This is a genomic window from Desulforhopalus sp. IMCC35007, from assembly GCF_005116575.1.
Classification (GTDB): domain Bacteria; phylum Desulfobacterota; class Desulfobulbia; order Desulfobulbales; family Desulfocapsaceae; genus Desulforhopalus_A.
Genome location: NZ_SWCN01000004.1, coordinates 344,740 through 357,964, shown reverse-complemented (window position 1 = coordinate 357,964; position 13,225 = coordinate 344,740). Strand labels below are relative to the sequence as shown.

The 13,225-nt window shown below is 43.5% G+C and carries 15 protein-coding genes and 1 pseudogene; 11 read left to right on the top strand and 5 right to left on the bottom strand.

Features of this window, described 5'->3' with window-relative positions:
• From FCL48_RS06595 to FCL48_RS06575, 4 genes and pseudogenes are all read left to right on the top strand, one after another.
• Nucleotides 1-446, top strand: a pseudogene (locus FCL48_RS06595) (transposase); the annotation flags it as partial.
• A gap of 36 nt (nt 447-482) precedes the next feature.
• On the top strand, nt 483-668 hold the full coding sequence (locus tag FCL48_RS06590; RefSeq protein WP_136871453.1) for a hypothetical protein: 186 nt from the start codon (nt 483-485) through the stop codon (nt 666-668).
• Nucleotides 669-1,260: 592 nt separating this feature from the next.
• Complete coding sequence (locus FCL48_RS06585; protein ID WP_136871452.1) at nt 1,261-1,719, top strand: hypothetical protein; 459 nt, start codon at nt 1,261-1,263, stop codon at nt 1,717-1,719.
• A gap of 620 nt (nt 1,720-2,339) precedes the next feature.
• On the top strand, nt 2,340-3,995 hold the full coding sequence (locus FCL48_RS06575; RefSeq protein ID WP_136871451.1) for an AarF/ABC1/UbiB kinase family protein: 1,656 nt from the start codon (nt 2,340-2,342) through the stop codon (nt 3,993-3,995).
• Nucleotides 3,996-4,210: 215 nt separating this feature from the next.
• Here the strand turns inward: FCL48_RS06575 and FCL48_RS06570 are convergent, their stop codons facing one another.
• Complete coding sequence (locus tag FCL48_RS06570) at nt 4,211-4,393, bottom strand: hypothetical protein (protein WP_136871450.1); 183 nt, start codon at nt 4,391-4,393, stop codon at nt 4,211-4,213.
• A gap of 222 nt (nt 4,394-4,615) precedes the next feature.
• Here FCL48_RS06570 and FCL48_RS06565 point away from each other — a divergent pair, with 222 nt between their 5' ends.
• The 6 genes from FCL48_RS06565 to FCL48_RS06540 all read left to right on the top strand — a co-directional run bounded on the left by FCL48_RS06565 (nt 4,616) and on the right by FCL48_RS06540 (nt 10,233).
• Complete coding sequence (locus tag FCL48_RS06565) at nt 4,616-5,563, top strand: ketopantoate reductase family protein (protein ID WP_136871449.1); 948 nt, start codon at nt 4,616-4,618, stop codon at nt 5,561-5,563.
• Nucleotides 5,564-5,644: 81 nt separating this feature from the next.
• The gene (locus tag FCL48_RS06560) at nt 5,645-6,100 is read left to right on the top strand and encodes a universal stress protein (RefSeq protein WP_136871448.1); all 456 of its coding nucleotides are present in this window, start codon (nt 5,645-5,647) and stop codon (nt 6,098-6,100) included.
• Complete coding sequence (locus FCL48_RS06555; protein ID WP_169309111.1) at nt 6,036-7,088, top strand: serine/threonine protein kinase; 1,053 nt, start codon at nt 6,036-6,038, stop codon at nt 7,086-7,088. Before FCL48_RS06560 ends, FCL48_RS06555 begins: the two co-directional genes overlap by 65 nt.
• 697 nt (nt 7,089-7,785) lie before the next feature.
• Nucleotides 7,786-8,556, top strand: coding sequence for a ParA family protein (locus tag FCL48_RS06550; protein WP_136871446.1), 771 nt, complete (start codon nt 7,786-7,788; stop codon nt 8,554-8,556).
• Nucleotides 8,546-8,830 (top strand): hypothetical protein, encoded by a 285-nt coding sequence (locus tag FCL48_RS06545; protein ID WP_136871445.1) that lies wholly within the window; start codon nt 8,546-8,548, stop codon nt 8,828-8,830. Before FCL48_RS06550 ends, FCL48_RS06545 begins: the two co-directional genes overlap by 11 nt.
• A gap of 131 nt (nt 8,831-8,961) precedes the next feature.
• Complete coding sequence (locus FCL48_RS06540; protein ID WP_136871444.1) at nt 8,962-10,233, top strand: MFS transporter; 1,272 nt, start codon at nt 8,962-8,964, stop codon at nt 10,231-10,233.
• A gap of 48 nt (nt 10,234-10,281) precedes the next feature.
• Here the strand turns inward: FCL48_RS06540 and FCL48_RS06535 are convergent, their stop codons facing one another.
• Both FCL48_RS06535 and FCL48_RS06530 read right to left on the bottom strand, forming a co-directional pair.
• The gene (locus tag FCL48_RS06535; RefSeq protein WP_136871443.1) at nt 10,282-10,695 is read right to left on the bottom strand and encodes a MarR family winged helix-turn-helix transcriptional regulator; all 414 of its coding nucleotides are present in this window, start codon (nt 10,693-10,695) and stop codon (nt 10,282-10,284) included.
• A 24-nt stretch (nt 10,696-10,719) separates the two neighbouring features.
• Complete coding sequence (locus tag FCL48_RS06530; protein WP_136871442.1) at nt 10,720-11,496, bottom strand: sulfite exporter TauE/SafE family protein; 777 nt, start codon at nt 11,494-11,496, stop codon at nt 10,720-10,722.
• A gap of 258 nt (nt 11,497-11,754) precedes the next feature.
• Between FCL48_RS06530 and FCL48_RS06525 the strand changes: the two genes are divergently transcribed.
• Nucleotides 11,755-11,955 (top strand): hypothetical protein, encoded by a 201-nt coding sequence (locus FCL48_RS06525; RefSeq protein ID WP_136871441.1) that lies wholly within the window; start codon nt 11,755-11,757, stop codon nt 11,953-11,955.
• A gap of 581 nt (nt 11,956-12,536) precedes the next feature.
• Here FCL48_RS06525 and rd read toward each other — a convergent pair.
• Nucleotides 12,537-12,701 carry a rubredoxin gene (rd, locus tag FCL48_RS06520; protein WP_136871440.1) on the bottom strand — a complete coding sequence of 55 codons (165 nt, stop codon included), beginning with the start codon at nt 12,699-12,701 and terminating at the stop codon, nt 12,537-12,539.
• Nucleotides 12,702-12,777: 76 nt separating this feature from the next.
• Nucleotides 12,778-13,203, bottom strand: coding sequence for an HIT family protein (locus FCL48_RS06515; RefSeq protein ID WP_371418665.1), 426 nt, complete (start codon nt 13,201-13,203; stop codon nt 12,778-12,780).
• Nucleotides 13,204-13,225: the final 22 nt, after the last annotated feature.

The following is a 13,225-nucleotide window of genomic DNA, read 5'->3' as shown; positions in this document are numbered from 1 at the left end:
CGGTCCGAGGAGTGAAGGTTGTTGCCAATGAAGAGGCGATGGCTGAGGCAAAACGCAATTACGGATATTTTGCACTGTTGAGCAATGAGATCAAAGATGCAGTCGAGGCGCTGGAGATCTATCGAAACAAAGACCTGGTGGAAAAGGCCTTTGATAATCTGAAAGAACGGCTGAATCTACGCCGGACGGTCGTCTCTTCGGAACAAAGTTTGAACGGTAAGCTCTTTGTGCAATTCATTGCTCTGATTTTTTTATCCTCTATCACGAAGAGAATGCAGGAAAATAATCTGTTTAAGAACTATACGATGCAGGAGGTGTTGGACGAACTCGACATCATTGAATGCTTTGAAGTGCCGGGACAACAGCTTCAGATTGGAGAAACCACAAAACGCCAGATTGAACTTTATACTAAATTGGGTGTCACGCCACCGGCATCGTTACAATAGCCCGGGAATTTAGGTTTTCAGACAGTAGTTTAAGCTATGCGCAATCACCCGCCTCCGGTTTTACGGGTAGAGATCGAGAAGCCAGGCGGGGTGGCTTCGACCATTGGGTGGTACTCGACCACAGGGGCACCAGCTGCGGTGGAGACTGTATCAGATGTGCCAGCAGAAGCTAAACGGGGGCAGCGCCGACCAGCTGTATTTGAAGTTGAATGTGTAGCTTAAACTCAGTGTGCTTTTGTCTTGACCAAGGGGCCATTTTAGAAAGTAAGTATGTGATTGATGGCGAAGTGTATGACCAGGAAGATCTTAAGAAAAAATCTTTCCAAAATCTCTCCGAGTTTTTTGCTGAAAATTGATTGTTGAGAAACTGTACGAATAACCAGGCTGACTTTATCACCATATTGTTATTCATTTTTAATTCAACTATATATCAACCGGATAGCATTTGTGGTGAGCTTGACAAGTGACTTAATATTGTTATGTGTATTGAGCATAGAGTAATGAATTTATTTGATAGAAATTATATGCTTTTCTGCTGAATCTCTGGTGCTGTATCAGTAATAAGTTTTACTGTTCTTTTTGCTCTTATACTGAGATGTCGTAGTGCTCAAATCGTGATCGTTTTTCCGGGTCAAGGTTCAACCCCATTTATAATTCCATCTCCTGCGATACGAGCCTCTCCATAGAGCAAATATTGAATGAATAACATTTTTGTTATTCACCACGGTTGTTTTTGGATGTAATGTCTAAAAAAAGCAATTATTTCATGTGATTATGATAATAAAATTCACGAATAATAAAAGGAGATCCATTGATGAAATCAATCAATAATAAGAGGATTGCACTAACTATACTATCACTTTTTTCTGTTATTTTTTTCTTTGGAAACAACGTAATGGCTTCAAGTCATGAAGCAGCGCAAAAAGAGATCAGTGAAGCCGTTGCTGCCATCAAAGATTACACTATTGAAGAAAGAGATGAGGCCATTGCTAAAGCTCAAGAACTTTTGGATAAATTTGATGATAACAAGCATGTTTGGGAGGGTCGAATGAAAGAAAAATTGGACAATCTCAAAGATTCATCAAAGGACAACTATGAGGCTTCTAAAAAATCGCTGGAAGAACAGCGAAAAGAGCTCTCTATGTGGAAGGAGAAAATGCAAAATAGCTCTTCTGAGGCATGGGATGAAATTAAAACTGGTTTTGAAGGAGCTTACGATTCACTGGTCGAGGATTGGAAGAAGGCTGAACAAGGGGTTGAAGATGATATGTAGCCTAACTTCTAATTAGCGTTTAACTCTGGATGTGTTGGTGTTGAGGTGCCTGAAAATTTTTCTTCCTGGCACCTCTACTGGCACCTCAATAGTAAGCTTTGAAAATAGTTATTTTGTGACCGAACAGTTTTCACTTATTTTTTAGAGTGAAACGATCAATGGAGGTCTTGCATGGGGATAGAAACGGAAGGAATCTTCGGAGTATTGATTTTGAATCGCAGACATTTGGGTCATCAATAATGTTGTACAGAGTAGAGCTTCAATCGGAGGAAAAATACTATGGGTGCTTCGTGTTCTTGTGCTCCCTGTAGTTAGTTGGCCTCATCCTATGGTTTTTCCTCGGGCCAAAATCTTCTGCTAAAAGATGATTGTCAAATCAATTAGCCTTTTAGGCATAAAGCAAGACCAGCAGCTGAAAGTGTTACTTATATTGCAGGTGAGAGCCTGATGAAACAAGAATAATCTCACATCCAGAGTAGTCACATTGTAGCCATATATCGCATATAAAATAGCAAGATGGCGTATGCTAAAAACAAAAATGCATAAACATGCCCACTTGGTATCACTTCGTCGCTTATTGATGTCTCTTAGCGATTAAATTTTAATGAGTATTGACTGTTATGCTGCAGATTAATGATCTTAAGAAAATTAAACGTTTTAACGACATTGTCTTAATTTTAGCCAAATACGGTTTCGATGAAGTTCTCGACCGGCTGGACATGCCTGGGGCTGATCTGTTGCATAAGATAAGTTCCGTTGAAGAGAATTTAGATGTATATCAACGAATCTGCAGAGTTCTTGAAGAATTGGGCCCAACATTTATAAAATTTGGCCAAATCATGAGTTTGAGACCAGATTTGCTGCCCGAAGAATTGCTTCGTGAGCTGGAGAAACTGCAGGACGAAGTAGCCCCAATCAGTTATAACGAGATTGAGCAGGTTATCGTTGAATATCTTGGACCTCCAATCAGTAAACATTTTTCAAAATTTAATTCTGAACCACTGGCTGCGGCCTCTCTATCCCAGGTTCATAGGGGCAGGTTGCGTTCATCCGATGAGGAGATCGTTGTTAAAGTTCAACGTCCGGGAATAGAAAAGAACATTCTATCGGATCTGGATATTCTTGAATCGATAAGTGTTTTTCTTGACCTTCAATTTGAAGAACTGAGGTGCTATGAACTGCCAGAAATAACGAGAACAGTGCGGAAAACTCTGTTATTGGAGCTCGACTTTACACGTGAATTGGACAATATGAATATTGCCCGCTCTTATATCGAAAATGGTGATGTGTATATTCCAAAAGCATACAAAGAACTCAGTTCGAAAAAGCTCTTGGTGATGGAGTTTTTCGATGGTCTGAAGTTTAAGGATATTACCGCATCCTCAGATAGTAAGAGACGAAGGGTTGCAGAAAATGGCTTGCACGCAGCAACCAAGCAGATTCTAGAAGATGGATTTTTTCATGCAGATCCTCATCCTGGCAATTTACTCGTGGGTGATGAATTGCAGCTCTGCTTCATTGATTGGGGGATGGTCGGCAGGTTGACTGACGAGGATCGATTTGAACTTATTGACCTCCTCGGAGCAGTCGTAGATAAAGACAGCCGAAAGCTGACTAAGAATTTTGTTCGAATATGCGCAAAGAAACAAAGTGACATTGACTTAAAAAAGGTAGAGCGATCATTCATGGAACTATTGGACAGGTATCACTCCATTCCTATTGCTCAGATGAATATAGGGAATTTTCTGATCAGCCTTCTCTCAATTTTGCGAAATTTCCAGTTAAAGTTACCCAATGAATATATCATAATGATAAAAGCTTTAATTACTGCTGATGGCGCTGCACGTCTTGCATATCCGGATCTCAATGTAGTTGAGGAGATCAAGAGTCAAATACACGCTATTTCGCGTAAAAGATACAGTCCCGAAAATGTGTGGAAAAACATCAAGGGGTCTTTGGGTTCTATCCTGGCAATAAAAAGAGAACTTCCCCTTCAACTGATGAGTATTGTCGAAAAAATAGAACAGGGTGATCTGGGGTTCACCTTTCGTTTTGAGCAATTGGAGAAGCTGGTTAAATCTTTGGAGAATGCATCAAATCGGCTGACAATCGGAATCATAACAGGTGCAATAATAATCGGTTCTTCAATGATAATTACAACGGGAGTAAAACCTTTTCTTTTTGGTTACCCAGCTTTGGGGGTTATCGGGTATTTGATATCGGTAGTACTGGGATTATGGTTAGTTGTTACTATACTAAGAGATAAAAGATACTAACGTGTTGTATTTCAGTCGATATTTGTGAAGTAAAAGTAAGAGTAGATCTGGGTGATTCCTCTTTAAAAAGTGAGTACGGCAATAGCGAGGCCTTGAATACTTTAAAGCACTGCTGTCTCATAGTTAACTTCACAATAGCTGCGGAGACATTTGTTCATTGTGAGCCTTGTCAGGCGGTTTCAGGAGATCAGGTGACCGTCGCCTCTCAAAAAAATTTAATAGTAAAAGCTTGCCCGGATATCAAGTGGTCTTGCCCATTCAAGATCATGTGTTTTGCCATCTGTCATGTCCGTGCAAGCTGGTAGATAACCATCGGTATCAAGACCGAGATGGAGTTTAATCGCACCTTGGGTTTTGCGATAGGTCGCCCATGGAAATACATACCGGCGAAATTTCATTGTTGTCGCAGCGAGGGATAAAATTTTCCTTTGAATATCTTTGTACTGCCAGCAGTAACCTTTCGACATTGAGGTGTATGGATTTTATCGGGAATGTTTAAAGTGTTGGGATTTGATTTTGCCGCAGCAAAAAGATACAATGTAACTGAGGGGTAAAGCAACAATTGTTCACCGAGTTTGGTCTATTTCCAGTACGATATATAACGTAAAAGGGGAGTAGAAATGAAAATTGTTATTGTTGGTGGTGGAACAATAGGCAGGCTTTTCGGATCTTCTCTAGCCAGGGGCAACGCTGAGGTAACCATAGTGGATGTGGATAGTCAGGTCGTTTCCGCAATACAGGAGCACGGTATCGGTTTGATGACCGGTGGTTTGGACGATCCTGATATGGTAACGTCGATACCGGTGACGGCAATCACAGACACATCACTCATCACGGAATGCGATCTGATACTGTTGATGGTAAAATCGTTTTCCACCCACCAGGCAACCCAATCGGTTGCTCACTTGATCAACGAATCGTGCCCCATTCTCAGCGTGCAGACAGGTCTGGGTAATATTGAAGCGATGGCGCAGATCGTTTCCCGAAAACATATTCTTGCCGGGTTTACGTTCATGACAGGGGCAGCCCTTGGAAATTCAAAGGTGCGTCGTGGTAGTGCAGGAAAAACCTATATCGGAGAGCTTGACGGTCAGATTTCAGAGCGTGTCAAAGAGATCGCCGGTGTTTTTCAGGCAAGCGACATGCCAACCCAGGTGGTGCGTAGAATTGTCGGTCGCCTTTGGTGCAAGGTTATTGTTTTTTCAGCAATCAATCCGCTATCGGCTCTCCTGAAGGTACGAAATGGTTACCTTCTCGATCAGATGGAATCGATCTCTCTGATGAAGCGACTGCTCGATGAAGGGAAAGCGGTTGCCGATGCACTTGGTATTGATCTTGTCTATACAGATCTCTATCAGTTGCTCTTTGATGCGTGCATGCGGAGTGCCAGGGATCTCTCTTCCATGCTTCAGGATATTTTAGATGACAGGATGACAGAGGTTGATGCTCAGAACGGAGCATTATGCAAGTTTGCGGCCGATTGCGGGGTCCCGGTCCCTACCCATCAGAGCATGGTAGAGCTGGTGAAGCTCTTGGAACAGTGGCGTCCTGGTATGGAGAATTTGTAGAAAAGTATACCTTAGGAGGCTCAAAAAGGCGGTGGTGTTATTTATAGCCGCCAGTTGCACTTTTGACCAGAGAGGGCGACGATGAAAAACTGGCAAAAAATATTACTTGCTGTGGATGGGAGTGAAACCTCAGCCCGCGCGGTGCAATATGTATGTAATATTGCTCCCCTGCTGGATAAAGGCGAGGTCTGTGTTTTAAATGTTTACCCCCCACCGCCACCCCATTTTTATACCGAAGGTGGCAGATTGAACGAGTATCAGGCAATGCGTGAGGCAAGGGGCAAGGAGATGCTCGATAGCGCAGTAGGGCTACTGCTTGAAGCCGGCCAGCCAGAATCACGAATAAGCAGGCGGGTTTGTATGGCGGAAGGACACACCATCAGCGAGGTGGTTCTGCAAGTCCAGGCCGAGGGTGATTTCGGCACAGTGGTGGCGGGAAAACGCGGGGTGTCAAAGGCAGAGGAGTTCTTGTTTGGCTCCATCTCCAATGCTCTGGCCAGACATTGCAAAAATTTCACGTCCTGGATTGTCGGGTGAGGCCATGGTTGACTGGAGCCATTTCCCCAAACATATCCTGCCAAAACTCCAAGGCCATGTGGCGGTACGGTCACTGCGGCGACAATCACGACTCTGGTCGAATACCAGTGATTTTGCCAATATAGATTACGGCGATGTGATCCATGTGGACGACCGTTACCTGCTGATTGTCGGCTACACCAAAGAGGGACGCTTTGGGGTGGAAGAACAGCCAAAACAATGGGTTCCTAAGGTTTATGACCTTGTGAGTGGTGAGCGGAATATCCTTAAACTGGCATTTCACGAAACCTATACAATCCGCCTGGGTGCGTTGGAGGTCACCTGCTATCGGAGTCCCGAAAAAGAGGCTCAGGTAATTGAATTCACAAGGGGAAATCGATCCTTCATGCAGGGATATACGACCCTTGATGATGCAGGAAACTTGGTCAGAATTCTGGATATTGTCAACGGTCAGCGCCTCGATAAAGTGGTCTACAGGATGGGAGACAATCATCTTGACTATTTTGAACATTTTCTGCCTGATCTTCTGCGTCAGTTTCTGATTTCAGTTGATGGGATCGTTCTGCTCCATGCCAATGGTTTTAAGCATGGGGATATTCGTCGGGATCACATTTATGTGGACCGGGAGGACGGCCACTTCTGGTGGATCGATTTTGATTATGATTACTACCTGCCAGAACGCCCCTATGCCATGGATCTGTTTGGTCTTGGCAATGTCTTACTCTTTTTGATAGGCCAGCAGAACTTTCGGCCAAGTGCGCTCCTGAAAGATCCGGCGTTTGGAGAAAAGGTCTTTGCCCGGATATCTGAAGGTGATCTTGCACTGGTTTCCCGCGACCGGATTTTCAACCTCAAAAAAATATATCCGTATATCCCCGATCCCTTAAATGATATACTGCTCTACTTTTCCGCAGGTGCTGAAGTGATGTACGATAGTGTTGAGGAATTTTACAACGATCTTCGGCGTGCGGTGGACAAAATCTGGTGATTTTCTATAATTTGAGGGAGGAGAGCAGAGAAACAAGATCTTTTATAATTGTATTTGTTTTGTCTTTGGCCAAATCGTGTCCGCTTCCATCCCGCATGAGAATAAACTTTTTTTGAGAGCGTTTTTCGCCTTGACTGCCGATACCTGGTTGAAGGGGACGTTCATAATAAAAGTTTGCTCGACATAACTGAAAAGTATTCCTCAAAGATGACCAGCCTTCCTGCAGATGCACCTATTCCGACAATCGGAAAGTTGACCGTGTTTTTTCCAGCTGTTGCAGGCCCACAATTTTAAATTGGGATTTTCAAGGGAACTGCTCCCTCATTGCAGAATCTATAATGCACCGCTCACAGGTCTCCATCGAAACAATACAGAAATATTTGATTGGTCAGTGCAAGATTGCAGCCAATGGCCCAGGTGCGCCAGTCTTGGTTTCTGAAATACTTCGTAGGCTTATAAAAATTCCGGGGCTACCTGTCAGCTACAACTGACGGAGATCTCGAATTCACATTGTTTACATTGAATCCGGCGGCTGGCCGTCTCCTGCAGGGAAACTTATTTGTCATGGAAAATCTATAACATTTATGCTATACAAATATATAATTATTATGTTATTAAAATATATACCAAAAAAGATATATAATTATATAACATTATATATATATATATAAATCAATTTTTACTACTGGATTTAACGATGAAAATAATAGTACTTAATCAAAAAGGCGGAGCCGGGAAGTCAACGGTTTCGACAAATATGGCGTATTGTCTGGCGATGTCTGGAAAGAAGACCCTTCTTGTAGATATGGATCCCCAGGCACACAGCTCAGTCATCTTCTGTACAGATATTCCCAGAAACCAGACAGTCAACGAATTGCTTTCCAGTAAAGCATATAAAATTGACCAGGTTATTTATCAGGCAGTGGTCGGTGAAAATGAGGAACCCGTTGAAAATCTCTTTATCATTCCTTCCAATATTCATCTGGCCATAACTGCAGAACAGATCACCACAAAAATCCATAGGGAAAAGCTTCTCCATAACCACTTGAAAAAGATTGAGCAGGATTTTGATTTCATCATCATTGACTGTCCTCCAACTGTTAATGTCCTGACGATTAATGCGATTTATACCTCTGAACTGATTTTGATCCCGACTATTTACGGACGTTATTCCCTGGATGGTATCGCAGATCTATTTCGGTCAATAGAAGATGTTAAAGAAGCGAGCGACTTCAGTTATATGATTCTCAGAAATGCACGTGACTCACGCAACAAGCTCTCTAACGTATTCGTTGAAGAGCAGTTGGAACCTTACAAGAAGAATGTACTACAGACCGTGATTCGCAGGAACGAGGCCATCAATCAGGCGCAGATGAACAGCGAACCTGTGATGGTTTTTGACCCACGATCTTATGGTGCTGAAGATTTCAAAGAACTCACTGAGGAGATTCTGAGTTATGGCAGCTAAAAAAATAACAGGACAATCCAAACTTGCTCAATCGACGGAGACAAAGGCTGATTCTAATGAACGACTGGATTTGGTCGCACCAAGCAAAAAAGCGTTATTGAAGGCATACCGACTGTATGGTGATGATATCGCCCGACTCAAAGAAATCACCGCAAGCATGAATAAAGAGAGTCACCGGCACATCAGTGAAACGGCTGCAATCAGGGCTTTGATTGCTCTCGGAGCCAGTACAACTGGAGAAAAACTTCTAAAAGCATTACGAGAAACGATATAGCTTTGTATGTATACATAGCTATACAATAGTATATCTAAATGTATCATTAAAATGATAGCTTTAGAATATGTGGCAGTGAACCTCAGACGCCAATAATTTTCGATGGTAGGATTATCGGCAGGTAGCCTTGCGTGATCGATCAAAATAAAGATGCCTGTTTTACAAAAAATGTCGTTGGTGTTGCCCTCGTCGAGTTCTTTTGGGGACTGGGCTTTCCTATTGTAATGGAATCCACTTTTCTCCAGCTTTTTCTCAAAAGTCTCGGCGCTTCCAGTTTTACTATTGGGATCGTGCCTTCTCTTTTTATCTTCGGTGTTTCTACTTTTCCTCTCCTTTCCAGCTATATTTCCAGAAACCGGAGGTTGAAACGGCCCCTGGTGGCAATACTCCATATTGTGTCTGGCCTGTCTATCTTCCTCTTTGGAGTAGCTTTATGTTTCGTCCATGAAGTGAAAGATGTCCTGGTTCTTTTTTTTGCAGCTTATACGGTATTTTCTCTTTGTATGGGACTTACTATTCCAGTGTGGCTCAACTATCTGGTGCGGATTTTTTCTGAAGCAAAAGCAGTATCTGGCTTTGGCTATATGATGCTGGCCCAGAATATCGGCAAGGTCGCCTCGAGTTTTTTGATCCTCAGGATAGTTGATACCTATGCATTTTCCCTGGCATCATCGGCCTGGGTATTCATGGGAACCGGGCTGCTCTTTATCGTTGGCTCCTGCTGCTTTTTTCTGACAGTCGAAGTGGCTGATCCTGGAGATCCGGAGCGAGATGATTTGTCCTTTGTTCGCCACACCAGGCAGGCATTGGCAGAGATTTTCAAAAACCGCAGGTTTTTGATCTTTCTTGTTGCTGACCTCGATTTCTATGTGATTCTTACAACGATGTCGTTTTACGCCAATTACGCCACCGGTTTCTTTGGGGTTTCTGCACCGGTGGCCGCCGGTACTTTTGTCGGGTGCATATATGCAGGCTCGATTACGGTCAATGTTTTCCTGGGAGTGATGAATTTTTTAGGCTTAAAACAGAAATTCGTGCTGTCAAAACTCATCACACTCACGCTTTTGATTCTTCTCACCTTTTTCCCCAGCTACTATTCATTTTTCCTGATAAGTTATCTGCTCGGCTTCGTCAGAGCAATCAGGAACATGATCTATGCCCCTTCGATCAAAAAATTCGCGGGAAAAGTTGATGTTACTTCCTATTTTGCGCTTGCGCCGATACTCACCATTCCGGTTGGCTCAGGTTTCCCCCTTCTTTTTGGCAAGTGCCTCGACCTCCTCTCATTCATGGAGGCGGACGCCTATCGGCTGCTCTTTGGTGGATCCGCTGTGTTTATCTTGATCACCCTCTATTTCAGTCTAATAACGGACTACCGGGATGCAGCAACAGCTGGTCGTTGATCGTCTGCAAGCAGAGAAGCGGACAAAATTTCAATTCTGCGAGATGGTCTATAGTCTTTTTAAAAGAGTATCGAGAAGTTCGGTAAGGGTTGTTACGTGCCGGGAGCTGAGATCTTGGGAAATTTCATTGGTAAACTGCTGGTGAAATTTATGGTGTCGTTCATACACTTTTTCTCCCTTTTTCGTTAGAACAATAAGCCATGAGCGGCGATCATTTTCATGGGGTTTACGTTTGACGAGCCCCAGTTTTTCGAGTTTATCGACACTCACAGTGAGAGTTCCCGTGGTCACACCGAGTCGTTCAGCCAGTTCCTTCATCCTGATATTTTTATTGAGGCCTATGATTTCTACAGTGTGAATTTGGGTCGGAGACAGGCCACTGTCTTTGACAATAGAGTGCTCCCAGGATGACATTTTATCATATAATTCAGCCAACTGATTTGAAAGAACTTCTAAACTCATTTTTTTCTCCTCCTCAAAGGCTATTTACGCAGCGGCCTGATATATTCCATATACAGAGAAGATCACTATGACGAGTCCAGATAATCTCATAACAAGTGGTTCCACCCAACCCTTTTGCAGGGAGTTCACCATGTTGGTTGCTTTAAATATGAGGAAAATCACACCACCAACGGCAATTGCTGTTGACATAGCATAAGTTCCAAAAACAAGCGTTGCTTTTACGGCATTGCCTGCATTAAGTGCATAACCGTACATGATTGCAGCGGTTGGGCAGGGTACGATCATATTGACAAACCCGATGCCAAAAAGCGCAAATGGTAACAGATTGGTGTTGTTGGTTAACCTCTGGAGCGTGGAAAACAGTCCGTGTCGCCCTTGGCTATCATGACTGTGGCAATGTGCTGTACACTTGTGGTGATTATGGTGATCATGGTTGTCATCCTGTCCAATACCATTTTTATGGTGATCATCGTGTTCATGGTTGTGCAAGATATGTGGATTGTATATCAGCAGCAAACCAAGAATAATCAGGATAACTGACGTACCAGTTTCCACCCATGCGCCCAGGTACAACGGTACAAATCGAGAAATTGCCCCGATACTTGCGCCTAATGCAAGGCAGGCAAGAGCCGTACCGCTGACAAAAGCGAAGGTAAGCAGCGCCACCCTGCCACCATTCTTCTCTCCCGCTACAAAAGGTGCTAATACCAGCCATGAATGTCCGCATGGATTAACTCCATGAAGAAGGCCAAGTAGAAAGCTTGACTGGATAGCTGCAAAAAGTATCGTTTCAAATTCCATCTGTTATATCTCCTTACAAAATAGGTAATGTTGAGGTGAATATCACAGAATATAGTTTGTTTGTCAAGATACTTGTTTGTCAAGATATATATGAGGTATATCTTGTAAGTCTGAAGAAAAGGAAAGACACCGATGTTACAGCGATAATTATTCTCGACGACCGACCAGGCCGTTGGCAAAAGTTGCCCAAAAAAGCTGGAGGATTTATCTCTGGAGCGGCTTGCCGAAGAACTGTTGCGACTGCCTGACGGATCAATTATGTTGTTGCTGGCCTATCTCCTGGACAGGGAGGGTGTGTACTATGATCCGGTTCACACCGCCGAAGTTCTCAGCATTGCAGGATCGGTACCCATCTATAGTGTCTGGGATTTCAATTGTAATCATGGTATTGTCATTGGCGTGATGACTTCTGGATATTTGCTGGGTGAAGCTGCCGCTAACCTTGCAATGGCATATTAAACGGAGAGGATGTGTTCACTCCCACTGATTACCACAAGTCCGGTGACAAGAATTCTCGATTATAAAGTGCTGCAGCGTTTTGGACTTGAGGAGCTGAAACATTCTCAGGATATTCTGATATTCAATAGGCACCCTTCTTTGATGGATGATTACACCTATCTCATCTATACAGTTTCTGGAAGAAAAGGCATTTGCTTCTTGCAGAGGCAGGAAACAAATATCTGCTCCATCTCGTCGAGACCCTTCAAAGTCCTATCCGCGCGGCTGATGTGATGTACTGAATTGTCGGCGACGAATATGTAGTTGACCTGTCCCGTTGTTCCAGAAAGAAAATTGAACAGTTGTGGGACTGTATCAACAGCGACATTCAACTGAAAAAACAGAGCAGAGTTATAACGATTCAAGCAAGTATCAGCATATGGCTATACTGAACTCGACCCGTATTCTCCGGTCACCCCTGAGGTCTTAATGGAAACGGAAGACCACAATAATTATCCTCGTAAAATGTCGAAAAAGGGTCAATTGTGGCGGCTGTAATGTCTTCCTTTTAAAAGGCTTGAGCATTGCGTGCCTGTGCCGCTCTAGTTGTCCTTTTTCGAAAATTCATCTTTTGATGCCCCACAGACCGGACATGTCCATGTGTCGGGCAGGTCTTCAAATGCGGTGCCCGGGGCAATACCGTCATCGGGTTCACCGAGAGCGGGGTCATATACATAGCCACAGAGGGCGCAAACATATTTCTTCATCGTAGTCTCCTGGGGGTGTTTTAATTAGGGGAAATTTGTGTTCTGGTTTTCGTCAATCCTGTGCGTTACTGATGAGCTACATATTTTGCCCGGAAACAGGGTAGTCTCTTTTTCCTGGTATAACTCCCCGAACTCCACCACGGGGAGAGGGGGTGTCACCGTCTCTACGAGGGATCAGATGAACATGACAATGGAAAATTGTCTGTCCCGCAGATTCTCCACAATTTACACCAACATTAAAGCCACTGACGGTCGGATCTTCTGACATGATATTTAACCTGCAGATCGCAAGTAGTGCATCGATATTTTGTTTTTCTTTGCTGGTGAGCAGGAAATAATCGACCACATGACGTTCAGGTAAAATGAGCAGGTGACCTCTGGTTACCGGGTTGCGATCCTGAATGGCCATCGCTGTTTTGTATTTTGCCACTACTGAATCTTGAACTGCAGACGAACAAAACCGGCAGCCTTCTTTTGCACTATGAATAGACTCTTTGGTCAAGAGAGGGGGGCTGTGCTTATGC

Bases quoted from the DNA above. Each gene is read 5' to 3' on its own strand.
- FCL48_RS06570 (WP_136871450.1), bottom strand. From the start codon at position 4,393: ATGAAATTTCGCCGGTATGTATTTCCATGGGCGACCTATCGCAAAACC.
- FCL48_RS06565 (WP_136871449.1), top strand. From the start codon at position 4,616: ATGAAAATTGTTATTGTTGGTGGTGGAACAATAGGCAGGCTTTTCGGA.
- FCL48_RS06590 (WP_136871453.1), top strand. From the start codon at position 483: ATGCGCAATCACCCGCCTCCGGTTTTACGGGTAGAGATCGAGAAGCCA.
- FCL48_RS06530 (WP_136871442.1), bottom strand. From the start codon at position 11,496: ATGGAATTTGAAACGATACTTTTTGCAGCTATCCAGTCAAGCTTTCTA.
- FCL48_RS06545 (WP_136871445.1), top strand. From the start codon at position 8,546: ATGGCAGCTAAAAAAATAACAGGACAATCCAAACTTGCTCAATCGACG.
- FCL48_RS06560 (WP_136871448.1), top strand. From the start codon at position 5,645: ATGAAAAACTGGCAAAAAATATTACTTGCTGTGGATGGGAGTGAAACC.
- FCL48_RS06575 (WP_136871451.1), top strand. From the start codon at position 2,340: ATGCTGCAGATTAATGATCTTAAGAAAATTAAACGTTTTAACGACATT.
- FCL48_RS06585 (WP_136871452.1), top strand. From the start codon at position 1,261: ATGAAATCAATCAATAATAAGAGGATTGCACTAACTATACTATCACTT.
- FCL48_RS06535 (WP_136871443.1), bottom strand. From the start codon at position 10,695: ATGAGTTTAGAAGTTCTTTCAAATCAGTTGGCTGAATTATATGATAAA.
- FCL48_RS06525 (WP_136871441.1), top strand. From the start codon at position 11,755: ATGTTGTTGCTGGCCTATCTCCTGGACAGGGAGGGTGTGTACTATGAT.
- rd (WP_136871440.1), bottom strand. From the start codon at position 12,701: ATGAAGAAATATGTTTGCGCCCTCTGTGGCTATGTATATGACCCCGCT.
- FCL48_RS06550 (WP_136871446.1), top strand. From the start codon at position 7,786: ATGAAAATAATAGTACTTAATCAAAAAGGCGGAGCCGGGAAGTCAACG.